The organism is Kitasatospora sp. NPDC029312, assembly GCF_055569215.1.
Genome location: NZ_JBVHXY010000006.1, coordinates 1 through 12,695, shown reverse-complemented (window position 1 = coordinate 12,695; position 12,695 = coordinate 1). Strand labels below are relative to the sequence as shown.

Annotated in this window: 4 protein-coding genes; 2 read left to right on the top strand and 2 right to left on the bottom strand. The window is 72.6% G+C overall.

Features of this window, described 5'->3' with window-relative positions:
* Both ACZ4WV_RS07275 and ACZ4WV_RS07270 read right to left on the bottom strand, forming a co-directional pair.
* Window positions 1–405, bottom strand: a complete 405-nt coding sequence (locus ACZ4WV_RS07275; RefSeq protein WP_465743716.1) for a hypothetical protein — start codon at window positions 403–405, stop codon at window positions 1–3.
* The gene (locus ACZ4WV_RS07270) at window positions 405–743 is read right to left on the bottom strand and encodes a hypothetical protein (RefSeq protein ID WP_465743714.1); all 339 of its coding nucleotides are present in this window, start codon (window positions 741–743) and stop codon (window positions 405–407) included. Before ACZ4WV_RS07270 ends, ACZ4WV_RS07275 begins: the two co-directional genes overlap by 1 nt.
* A 252-nt stretch (window positions 744–995) precedes the next feature.
* Here ACZ4WV_RS07270 and ACZ4WV_RS07265 point away from each other — a divergent pair, with 252 nt between their 5' ends.
* Window positions 996–1,472, top strand: coding sequence for a hypothetical protein (locus ACZ4WV_RS07265; protein ID WP_465743712.1), 477 nt, complete (start codon window positions 996–998; stop codon window positions 1,470–1,472).
* 347 nt (window positions 1,473–1,819) lie between these two features.
* On the top strand, window positions 1,820–12,695 hold a 10,876-nt coding region (locus ACZ4WV_RS07260; RefSeq protein ID WP_465743710.1), incomplete at its 3' end, for an amino acid adenylation domain-containing protein.

Below are 12,695 nucleotides of genomic sequence, written 5' to 3'. Positions count from 1 at the left end.
TCAGATCACTCCGATCATGACGGTCTTGCCGGTCGCCGCGAGGTTCGCCGCGAACGCGTGCGGAGCGCGCATGACGACCTCCGGTACGTGGATCGCACCGCGGTCGTCACTGCAGAACCGGCAGCCGTACCAGAAGAGCTGATCGGGGAACGCGTCGAGCATCTCCCGGACCAGCGTGGCGGTCGTCGGGTGCCGCGTCGACCAGTCGGACAGGTCGCGGGGCTTGTACTCGCCTAGTGACTCCTGGGTCAGCATCGTCGCGTAACCGCAGGCCCAGACCTGGACCCGCCCACCGCGCTCCAGCAGCGCCTGGACCAGGCGCAGTACGGTGGTGGCGAGGTCCGACTGGTGCGGTGTGCCCATGAAGGTGATCAAGACGTCCGTGGACGGGATGTGACGTGCCATCAGTGCCACACCACGCGAACGTCGCGGTCGAGCACCAGCTCGGCCACCTCCGCCATGTCCACGTGAACGGCGGCAGCGAGGACGGCGCCGGGGTGGATGCCGCGTTGGTCGAGGGAGAAGCGGTCGACGGTGAGCCGGCCGCCGGCGGCGAGGAACCCGTCGATCTCGGGGGTCTCGCCCACCGCGAGGGAGACGGCGTCCTGGACCAGGAAGAGCGTGACGTCGTGCCCCTCGCCGGACTGCACGGCGGCGTCCCGCAGGAATGCCAGGACGGCTGCGTGCGAGGCGGTTCGGCTCTCGACCAGGAGATAGCGCAGGGCCGCTGCGTTCGTGCTCATCGGGGATGCTCCCTTGCTGGTTCGGCAGGAGAAGGAGGTTCACTGGCCGGAGCCGGCAGTCCCGATTGAACGCGGGCTCGCGCGGGCCCGGCAATCCGGCGGCATCAACCTGCCAGCGGGCCCGGTCCCCGCCGTATCCCCCTGGCGGGGGATGGACAGTGAAACCTGTGAACGATGCCCGCGCCGTGGCCAACCGCCCACTATGGGACCATGGTTGCGCATCACGTTTCCCCCTCCGCCTCCGTTCCCGAAGTGCCCAGGCCGGCCCGATGGGTGGTGCTGGCGGCCAAGGCCGCGGCGTTCACCGCCCTGCCGTCGGGCGTCTGGCGAGCGGCCATGGGCCTCGGCATCCCGGTGGGGTTCGACACCTCGGGCCTGGACGTGCCCGGCTGGTTCACCGTCGTGTGCATCGCCATGAGCCTCGCAACGGAGGCGCTCGCGCTGCTCACCCTGGGACTGGTCCAGCCCTGGGGCGAGGTGGTGCCGGCCTGGATCCCGCTGATCGGCGGCAGGCACGTCGCGCCGCTCGCGGCCGTCGTCCCCGCGGGGCTCGGTGCCGTGATCCTCATGGTGCTGACGATTCCGCGAGCGGGCGGTTTCGGCGGCGCGGTGGGTGCCCCGACCGGCCTCCCGCTCGTCGTCATGGACGTCTGCTACGCCCCGCTGTTGCTGTGGGGCCCGCTGCTCGCCGTCGTCACCGTCGACTACTACCGCAGGCGCCGCGGCTGAGGTCGTCGGCAGGGACGACGACCAGAACGCTTCCTCCGACAGCACGGCCGGGAATGTCGCCTCGACCCCGGTCGTGCCGTTCGTGCTGCCCGCGCCGACCGACGGTCTCGGCGGGTGGCAGTTTCATGCAGCCGTACTTGGCTCGCACGGACCCCGGTGGAAGGGTGGCCGAAGGTTTCCAGGACTCCGCGCGCCGGTGGCTGCCGTAATCGCCGAGGATTCCGGTTGCCGTTCTGGATGAGTGCCGACCTCCATTCGACAGAGGGTTAACAACCGTGCATGACCACAGGCCTGTTCGTCTTCCCCTGACCACCGCCCAGTCCGGTATCTGGTTCGCCCAGAATCTGATGCCGGACAACCCTGTGTACAGCGCCGGTGAATATCTGGAGATCCGTGGTGCCGTCGACACCGCCCTGTTCGAGGCGGCGCTGCGCCGGACGGTCGCGGAGGTGGACGCACTGCGGGTCAGCCTCGTCGAGGAGGACGGCCGCCTCTGGCAGATCGTCGACTCCGCCCCGGCGTGGTCGGTGCACACCGCGGACCTGCGGGCCGAGCCGGACCCGGGCCGTGCCGCCGAGGACTGGATGCGTGCGGACCTCGCCGAGCCGGTCGACCCGATGCGGGGACCGCTCTTCCGCTTCGCGTTGTTCCGCGTCGGCGACGAGCGCTACTTCTGGTTCCACCGCTACCACCACGTCGTGGTCGACGGATACACGGTGGCGAGCATCGCCCGTCGCGTCGCCGAGGTGTACACCGCGCTGGCGGCCGGGGCCGAACCCGGCGACAGCCCGTTCGGCCGCCTGTCGGAGCTGGTCGGTGACGAGACGGACTACCAGGCCTCCGAGCGGTACACCCGGGACGCCGACTTCTGGATGCAGCGGCTGGCGGACCGCCCGGAACCGGTCGCCCTCTCCCAGCGGCCCCCCCGGCCCTCCCGCGGCCTGACCCGGCGTACCTCCGTGCTGCCTCAGGGCGGGACGGCCGGGCTGCGAGACCTCGCCCGGGAGGCCGGCGTCGCCTGGCCGGTCGTCCCGATCGCGGCGACGGCCGCCTATCTCCAGCGGCTCACCGGGGTACCGGAGGTGGTTCTCGGGCTTCCCGTCACCACCCGCCTCGGCCGGACCCGTCTCGCCGTCCCCGGAATGGTTTCCAACGTCCTCCCGCTCCGCATTTCCGTCCGCCCGCAGATGACGGTTTCCGGTCTCCTCGAATCGGTCGCCGCGGAATTGCGCTCGGTCCTGCGCCACCAGCGTTACCGCTATGAGGACATGCGGCGCGATCTCAAACTGCAGGAAGCCGACGAGCGCTTGGTCGGCCCCCAGGTCAACGTCATGATGTTCGACTACGACCTTGATTTCGGCGGCCACTCGGCGGTCGTGCACAACCTCTCGATCGGACCGACCGAGGACCTGTCCGTGGTCGTGTACGACCGCGTCGACGGTGCGGGCCTGCAGATCGACTTCGACGCCAACCCGGACGTGTACACCGCGGAGGAACTGGAACTCCACCAGGAGCGGTTCCTCGCCTTCCTGACCGCCCTCGCCGACGGCGGCGGCGACCAGCCGCTCGGCCGGATCCCGGTGCTCACCGAGCGCGAGCATGCCGCGGCGCCCGAACACCGGACCGCGGCCCCGGCGGTCCGCGAGCACCGCACGATCGCCGAACTGGTCGAGTCGCAGGCCGCCAGGACGCCGCAGGCCGTCGCGGTCGTCGCCGAGGACGCCCGTCTCAGCTACGCCGAACTCGATGAGCGGGCGAACCGGCTCGCCCTCCACCTGCTCGACCGGGGCGTGCAGCCCGGTAGCCTGGTCGCCCTCGCGCTGCCCCGGTCCGCGGAAATGATCGTCGCGATCCTGGCCGTCCTGAAGACCGGCGCGGCCTACCTCCCGCTCGACCCGGACTACCCGGCCGACCGGCTCGCCTTCATGGTCTCCGACGCCCGCCCGGTGGTCGTGGTCACCCGCTCCGAGATCGCGGAGCGCCTGCCCTTCGCGAACGAGGACGACGTCCACTGGCTGAAGCTCGACGACCCGGCGACCGGCGATGCGCTCGAGCGACTGGACGGCCGCGAACTGGCCGGCGCCCGGGCCGCGACCGCCCTGCGGGCCGACGGCCCCGCCTACGTGATCTACACCTCGGGTTCCACGGGGACCCCGAAGGGCGTTCTCGTTCCGCACGGCAACGTCGTGCGCCTGTTCGAGTCGACCCGTGACTGGTTCGAGTTCGGGCCGGACGACGTCTGGACGATGTTCCACTCCTACGCCTTCGACTTCTCCGTCTGGGAGATCTGGGGCCCGCTGCTCCACGGCGGCCGCCTCGTCGTGGTCCCGCACTCCGTCAGCCGGTCCCCGCAGGACTTCCTCGAACTGCTCCGCTCGGAGCGCGTCACCGTCCTCAACCAGACGCCCTCCGCGTTCTACCAACTGATCCAAGCCGACCGCGACAACCCCGGAGTCGGGCGCGAACTCGCCCTACGCGCCGTGGTGTTCGGCGGTGAGGCGCTCGACCTCGGGCGCCTCGAAGGCTGGTACGAGCGCCACCCGGACGACGCGCCGGTGCTGGTGAACATGTACGGCATCACCGAGACCACCGTGCACGTCAGCCACCTCGCACTGGACCGCCGGAGCGCGGCTGCCGCAGCCGGCAGCCACATCGGCGTCGCCATCCCCGACCTGCGCGTCCACGTGCTGGACGACGCGCTGCGCCCGGTGCCGCCCGGCGTCCCGGGCGAGATGTACGTCTCGGGCGCGGGGCTCGCCCACGGATACCTTGGCCGCCCCGACCTGACCTCGACCCGCTTCGTCGCGGACCCTTACGGGACGCCCGGCGAGCGCATGTACCGCACCGGCGACCTCGCCCGGCGGGACGACGACGGCCACCTGGAGTACCTCGGCCGCGCGGACGACCAGGTCAAGATCCGCGGCTTCCGCATCGAGCTCGGAGAGATCGAGGCGGCCCTCGCCGCCGTGCCGGACGTGGGCCAGGCCGCCGTCGTGGTGCGCGAGGACCATCGGGGCGAGAAGCGGCTCGTCGGCTACGTCGCGCCGGCCTCGGACACGGTGCTCGACTCCGTGGTGGTCCGGAACACGCTCGCGGACTCGCTGCCCGACTACATGGTGCCCAGCACCGTCGTGGTGCTCTCCGCCATACCGCTGACCGCCAACGGCAAGCTCGACCGCAAGGCCCTGCCCGAGCCCGCGTTCGCGGCCGCCAGCTCAGGACGGGCGCCCCGGACCGAGCGCGAGCACCTGCTGTGCGGCCTCTTCGCCGCCGTCCTGGGCCTGGAGACGGTCGCCGCCGACCAGAGCTTCTTCGACCTCGGCGGCGACAGCATCGTCTCGATCCAACTGGTCGGCCAGGCCCGTTCGGCAGGTCTGCTGATCACGCCCCGGGACGTCTTTCGCTGCAAGACGGTCGAAGCGCTGGCCGAGGCCGCGGTCGCCGTGGAGACCCACGAGGCGGAGGACGCCGAGGCCGGTATCGGCGCGGTTCCGCTGCTTCCGATCACCCACTGGCTCCTGGAGCGTGGCGGGCCGATCGACGCTTTCCACCAGTCCGTGCTGCTGCAGGTCCCGGCCGGGCTGCGGGAGACGGATGCGCTGGGCGCGCTGCAGGCCGTGCTCGACCACCACGACGCGCTCCGCTCACGGTTGGTCCGCACGGACGGCGGGGAGTGGGCCCAGACCGTCGCACCGCGCGGCACCGTGCGCGCGGAGGACGCCCTGCGGCGCGTCGACGCCACCGCACTCGACGGTTCGGCCCTGGCGGACGCCATCGCCGAGCAGACCCGGCACGCCCAGGCGGCCCTCGCCCCCGACCGGGGCGCCATGGTGCGCGCCGTCTGGTTCGACGCCGGCACCGCCCGCGCCGGTCGGCTGCTGCTCGTCCTGCACCACCTGGTGGTCGACGGCGTCTCGTGGCGGATCATCCTGCCGGACCTGAAGGCCGCGTGGACGGCCGTCAACGCCGGGCTCACTCCGGAACTTCCGCCGGTGGTGACCTCGATGCGCAGCTGGGCCCGGCACCTCCACGCGCTCGTCGCCGACCCGGAGTTGAAGACCGGCCAACTCGGCCATTGGCGCGAAACGCTCGCCGGCCCCGACCCGCTCCTGACCGCGCGCCCGCTCGACGGGCGACGGGACACCGCCGACACCGCCGTGTCACTCAGCCTGACACTGCCGGCCGGGCCGACCGAGGCCCTGCTGACACGAGTCCCGGCGGCGTTCCACGCCCAGGTCAACGATGTGCTGCTGACCGCCTTCGCGGTCGCCGTCAGCCGTTGGCGCGGCGAGCGCGGGCTGGGCGACGACTCGCCGGTGCTGCTCGACCTCGAAAGCCACGGGCGCGACCGGACCGTCGACGGCATGGACCTCTCACGCACGGTCGGCTGGTTCACGTCGATGTACCCCGTTCGGCTCGACCCGGGCCCGGTCGAGGAGAACGGCCTCGGTGCCGCCCTCAAGCGCATCAAGGAGCAACTGCGGGCAGTGCCGGACGGTGGACTCGGTTACGGCCTGCTCCGCCACCTCGACCCGCAGGCCCGCGCCGAACTGGCCGGCGCCGCCCGGCCGCAGCTCGGATTCAACTACCTCGGGCGGTTCGCCGCCCCGGGCGGCGCCGAGGCGGCGGACTGGGGCGTGGCGGCCGGGAGCGCCGCGCTCGGCGCCGGCGGCGACGCCGGTCTCACCAGCGCGCACGCGCTCGAACTCAACGCCCTGACCGAGGACCGCCCGGACGGTCCACACCTGGTGGCCCACTGGTCCTGGCCCGCCGACCTGCTGCCCGAAGCCGACGTCCGGTCGCTGGCCGACGCCTGGTTCTCCGTCCTGAACGCCCTGGTCGCGCACGCCGACGAGCCCGGCACCGGCGGCCGAACCCCGTCCGACCTGCCGCTGGTGCCGCTGACCCAGGCCGAGGTCGAGCTCCTGGAGGCCGACTGCCCCGACCTGGTGGACGTCCTGCCGCTCTCCCCGCTCCAGGACGGACTGCTGTTCCACACGCTGTTCGACGAGGAGGGCCCGGACGTCTACCTGGTCCAGTTCTTCTTCGAGCTGTCCGGGGACCTGGACCGTGCGGCGCTGAGGAACGCGGCCCAGGCCCTGCTGCGGCGCCACCCCAATCTGCGGGCCTCCTTCCGGCACCTCGGCCTGGACCGGCCCGTGCAGGTCGTCCACGGCGACGTCGAGCTCCCGTGGGAGGAGATCGACCTCAGCGGCCTCGCCCCGACCGATGCGGAGGCCGAGGTCGACCGGATCGTGGCCGCGGACCGCTCGCGGCGCTTCGATCCGGCGCAGGCACCGCTCCTGCGCGCCACTGTCGTCCGTCTCGCCGCGGACCGGCACCTGCTGGTGCTGACCAACCACCACCTGATCCTGGACGGCTGGTCCATGCCCGCCCTCGTGCAGGACCTGCTGGCCCTCTACGACCGGAACGGCGACCCCACCGGTCTGCGCGGCGTCGCCCCGTACCGGGACTACCTGGCGTGGCTCGGCGAGCAGGACCGCACGGCCGCCGAGAAGGCGTGGCGGGAGAGCCTGGCGGGCGTCGAGGAGCCCACACTGCTGGTCACCGCGGAGGCGGTCGGTGACCCGGTCGATCCCGAGCACCTCACGGTCGAGCTCCCGGAGCGGCTGAGCGCGGAGCTGACCGCGACGGCCCGGCGGACCGGACTCACCCTCAACACCGTCATCCAGGGCCTCTGGGCCGTCATGCTCGGCCGGCTCACCGGCCGCGACGACGTGGTCTTCGGTGCGACCGTATCCGGCCGCCCGGCGCAGCTCCCCGGCATCTGGTCGACCCCCGGGCTGTTCATCAACACCGTCCCGGTGCGGGTGCGTCTGGTGGAGCACGAGAGCGTCGTCGAGCTGCTCACCCGCGTGCAGGACGAGCAGGCGGAGCTGATGGACCACCACCACCTCGGGCTCGCCGACATCGTCAAGGCGGTGGGCGCCGGGGACCTCTTCGACACCCTCGCGATCTTCGAGAACTACCCCGAGGGTTACGACGCGCTGCGCTCGCCCTCCGGCCGGATCCGCGTCACCGCCGTGGACGGGCGCGACGCCACGCACTACCCGCTCACCCTGACGGTCATCCCCGGCAGCAGGCTCCGGCTGCGGTTCGGCTACCGTCCCGAGCTGCTGACCCACGGGGAGACCGAGCGGCTGGCCGCGCGCCTACGCCGACTCGTCGAGGCCGTGGTGGCCGACCCGGACCGGCGGGTCGCGGACCTGGACGTACTGGTGCCGGAGGAACGCCGTCGGCTGCTGACCGAGTGGAACGACACCGGGCACGAGGTGCCCGACGTCGCGGTGTTCCACCTCGTCGAGGCGCAGGCGGCCCGCACCCCGGACGCCGTCGCGGTCAAGGACGGGGTGACCGAGCTCACCTACGCCGAGCTGGACGGGCGGGCCAACCGGCTCGCCCGCGCACTGGTCGACCGGGGCGCCGGCGCCGAGCGGTTCATCGCCCTGGCGCTGCCGCGCAGCGCGGACCTGGTGGTCGCGGCGCTGGCCGTCCTCAAGTCCGGTGCGGCCTACGTGCCGATCGAGCTGAGCCACCCCGCCGACCGGATCTCCTACCTGCTCGCCGACGCGCGCCCGGTGCTCGTGATCAGCGACACGGCGTCCGCCGCCGGGCTCCCGGCGGACGACGCCACCCCTCGGCTGCTGCTCGACCAGCCCGGTGTCCAGGCCGCCCTGGCCGCCGCCGTGGAACACGGTCTGGAGGACGACGAGCGAGCGCACCCGTTCTCCACGCTCCACCCCGCGTACGTGATCTACACCTCGGGTTCGACCGGCCGCCCCAAGGGCGTCGTGGTCCACCACCGGGCCATGAGCGCGTACGTGCAGTGGGCCAGGCAGGCGTACCCGAGCCTGGCCGACCGGTCCCTGCTGCACTCGCCGGTGTCCTTCGACCTCACGGTGACCGCACTGCACGGGCCGCTGACGCTCGGCGGCTGCGTCGAGATCGCCTCGCTGGAGGAGGACGGCCGAGCGACCGGGCCGACGGCCGGCGGGCCGCGCACCGGCTTCCTCAAGGTGACGCCGAGCCACCTCGCCCTGCTGAGCACGCTGCCGGAGCGGTTCTCGCCCACCGGGGAGCTGGTCGTCGGCGGCGAGCAGCTGCGCGGAGAGGTGCTGGCCGAGTGGCGGGACGGCCGCCCGGGGGCCAGCGTCATCAACGAGTACGGCCCGACCGAGGCCGCGGTCGGCTGCGTCGTCCACGTCGTCGGTCCGACCGACGACATCCCGGCCGGACCGGTGCCGATCGGCCGACCGGTCTGGAACACCCGGATCTACGTCCTCGACCGGGGCCTGCACCCGGTACCGGCCGGCGTCCCCGGTGAGCTCTACATCGCCGGGGCACAGTTGGCCCGCGGCTACCTCAACCGGCCGGACCTGTCGGCGCAGCGATTCGTCGCCGACCCGTTCGGCGACCCGGGCACGCGGATGTACCGCACCGGCGACGTGGCCCGTTGGAACGGCGACGGCCGGCTCGAGTACCTGGGCCGGGTCGACGAGCAGGTCAAGGTGCGGGGCTACCGCATCGAGCTGGGCGAGATCGAGGCCGTGCTGGCCGCCCACCCGGACGTGGCCCACGTCGCGGTGATCGACCGGGAGGACGGGCCCGGCGGGAAGCGACTGGTCGGCTACGTAGTGCCGGCCGGCTCCCGGCTGCCCGACCCGACGGAACTGCGGGAACACGTCGCCCGGACGACCCCCGAGTACATGGTGCCGTCGGCCGTGGTCCTGCTGGACGCCCTTCCGCTGACCGGGAACGGCAAGCTGGACCGGCGTGCCCTGCCGGCCCCCGTCGCGCTGCCGGCCGCACGGGCCGGGCGTGAGGCGCGGACGCCGCGCGAGAAGCTCCTCGCCGAGATCTTCGCCGAGGTGCTCGGTGTGCCTCAGGTGGGCCTCGACGACGACTTCTTCGCTCTGGGCGGCGACAGCATCGTCTCGATCCAGGTGGTCTCCCGGGCCCGCAGGGCGGGCCTGGCACTCACACCGCGCGACGTATTCGAACACAAGACAGTGGAGGCGCTGGCGGCGATGGGGGACGACGTGCGGGACTCGCAGGACAACGGCGTGGCCGACGACGGGACCGGCACCGTTCCGCTGCCTCCGGTGGTGCACGCGCTGCGCGACCAGGGCGCCCCGATCGACGGGTACAGCCAGTCCGCGCTGCTGGTCGTGCCGGCCCGGCTCGGCGCCGAGCGGCTGGCAACCGCCCTGCAGGCCGTCCTGGACCACCACGACGCACTGCGCATGCGGCTGTCCCGGGTGGGGGGCTTCGTGTGGGGTCTCGAAGTGACCCCCCGGGGCACACTGCGGGCCGATGACCTGATCCAGCGGGTCGACGTGGCCGGGCTCGCGGAGGAGGCGCTGCGCCGCACGGTCGCGGAGCACACCGAGGCGGCCCGCGGCCGGTTGTCGCCCGAGGCCGGGACCACCGTCCAGGCCGTCTGGTTCGACGCCGGGGACGAGCCCGGCCGGCTGCTGCTCGTGCTGCACCACCTGGTGGTCGACGGGGTGTCCTGGCGGATCCTGCTGCCCGACCTCGCCGAAGCCTGGCACTGCGTCGCCCAGTCACGCACGCCCGAACTCGCCCCCGTCGGCACGTCGTTCCGCACGTGGTCGGGGGAGCTGGTCCGGCTGGCCCAGGAACCGGGGCGCTACGAGGAGATTCCGGTCTGGACCGGGATGCTCGGCGGCGCGGACGCGCCGCTCGCCGACCGGCCGCTCCAGCCGGCCCGCGACACGGCCGCGACCGCCCGTACCCTGCGTCTGAGCCTGGACGCCGACGAGACGGCGGCCCTGCTGACCAAGGTGCCGGCGGCGTACCACGGCCGGATCAACGACGTCCTGCTGACCGGCCTGGCGATCGCGGTGGGCGCCTGGCGCCGCCGTCGCGGTCTGGGCGAGGACAACGGCGTGCTGGTGGACCTGGAAGGCCACGGCCGTGAGGAAGAGGCCGTCGCGGGCGCCGACCTGTCGCGCACGGTGGGCTGGTTCACCAGCCAGTTCCCGGTCCGGCTGGACCCGGGGACGGTTGACGGGACCGCGCTGCTGAGTGGCGGTGCGGCGCTCGGCCGGGCGGTCGCACAGGCGCGGGACCAACTGCGCGCGGTTCCGCAGAACGGCCTCGGCTACGGGCTGCTCCGCCACCTGAACCCGCAGACCGCGCCCGTGCTCGCCGGTCTCGGCAAGCCCCAGATCGGCTTCAACTATCTGGGCCGCTTCTCCGCGAACGAGACCTTCGGCACCACGGGCTGGGCGGCCGACGCGCAGGACGGCGCGCTCGGCGGCAGCGGTGACCCGGCGATGCCGTTCGCCCACGCGTTGGAGATCACCGCGCTCGCCCAGGACGGCGCCGAGGGATCGCGGCTCACCGCGACCTGGACCTGGCCTGACGCGCTGTTCGCCGAGGCGGACGTCCGCGAGCTCGCCGAGGGCTGGTTCTCCGCGCTGCGGGCGCTGGTCGCCTTCGCGGCCGGTGTGGACGCGGCCGCGCTGACCCCGGCCACCCTGCCACTGGTCTCGCTCGGCCAGGCCGAGATCGACCGGCTGCGGGCCGACCTGCCGGACCTCGCCGACGTGCTGCCGTTGGCCCCACTGCAGGAGGGGCTGCTCTTCCACGCCCTCTACGACGACGAGGGCGACGACGTCTACAACGTGCAACTGCGGCTCGACCTCGCCGGGCGGGTCTCGTCGGCCGGGCTCAGGAAGGCGGCGGGGACGCTGCTGGCGCGCCGGCCCAACCTCCGGGCGGCCTTCCGGCACGAGGGCCTGGAACACCCGGTCCAGGTGATCCCTGTGACATCGGAACCGGAGTGGGAGGAATTCGACCTCTCCGGGCTCGACCCGGCGGCCCGGGACGCCGAACTGGCCCGCATCACAGCTGGAGCACGGGCGCGGCGCTTCGACGTCTCCGTCCCGCTCCTGCTCCGCTTCACCCTGGTGAAGCTCGCCGCCGACCGGTACCGATTTCTGCTGACGAACCATCACATCCTGCTGGACGGCTGGTCGATGCCCCTCGTGGTGCGCGAACTCTTCGCGCTGTACGCCGCGCTGGGCGCTGACGGCGCGGGAGTCGCTGACGGCACCCTCGCCCCCGCCGCCGATTACAAGGACTACCTGGCCTGGCTCGGCCGTCAGGACCGGGCCGCCTCCGAGACCGCCTGGCGCGAGGCGCTGGCCGGGCTGGAGGAGCCGACCCTGCTGGCACCCGGTGGCGCCGACCGGCGGGCGGTCAGCCCCGACCGGATCGTCGTGGAGCTGCCGGAGGACCTCACGGACCGGCTGACCCGAACCGCCCGTGAGCGCGGGCTGACCCTGAACACCGTGCTCCAGACCGCCTGGGGCATCCTGCTCGGCGGGCTGACCGGGCGGGACGACGTGGTGTTCGGCACGACGGTCTCGGGCCGTCCGCCGGAGATCCCCGGCGTCGAGGAGATGATCGGGCTCTTCATCAACACCGTCCCGGTCCGGGTCAACCTGAGCCCGGAGAAGCCGCTGTCCGCCGTCATGGCCGAGCTGCAGAACCACCGGCTACTGGTGATGGACCACCAGCACCTCGGCCTGACCGACATCCAGCGGGCGGCCGGACAGGGCGAGCTGTTCGACACCCTCCTGGTCTTCGAGAACTACCCGCTCGACCCCGACGTCCTCCAGCTGCCCGGGACGGACCTTCGGGTCACCGACGTCGCGGTGGTGGACGGCACGCACTACACGGCATCGCTGATCGTGCTCCCCGGTGCCCGGCTGAAGCTGTACCTCGACTTCCGCGCCGACGTCCTGGCCAGGCCGGCCGCCGAACTGATGGCCGAACGCCTGCGGGCCGTCCTCGAGGTTTTGGTGGAGGGGCCTGGGGTTTTGGTGGGGCGGGTTGGTGTGGTGTTGCCGTCGGAGCGTGGGCGGTTGTTGGGGGAGTGGTCGGGTGCCGGGGTGGTGGATTCCCGGCTGGTGGGTTCGGTGCAGGGGGTGTTCGAGGCGCGGGTGGCTGCTGCTCCTGGTGCGGTGGCGTTGGTGTGTGGGGGTGTTGGGGTTTCGTACGCGGAGTTGGATGCGCGGGCGAATCGGTTGGCGCGGCGTTTGGTGGCTTCGGGGGTTGGTGCGGAGTCGCGGGTGGCGTTGTTGATGGGTCGGTCGGTGGATGTGGTGGTGGCCACGCTGGCGGTGTTGAAGGCTGGTGGGGTGTATGTGCCGTTGGACGGTCGTGCGCCTG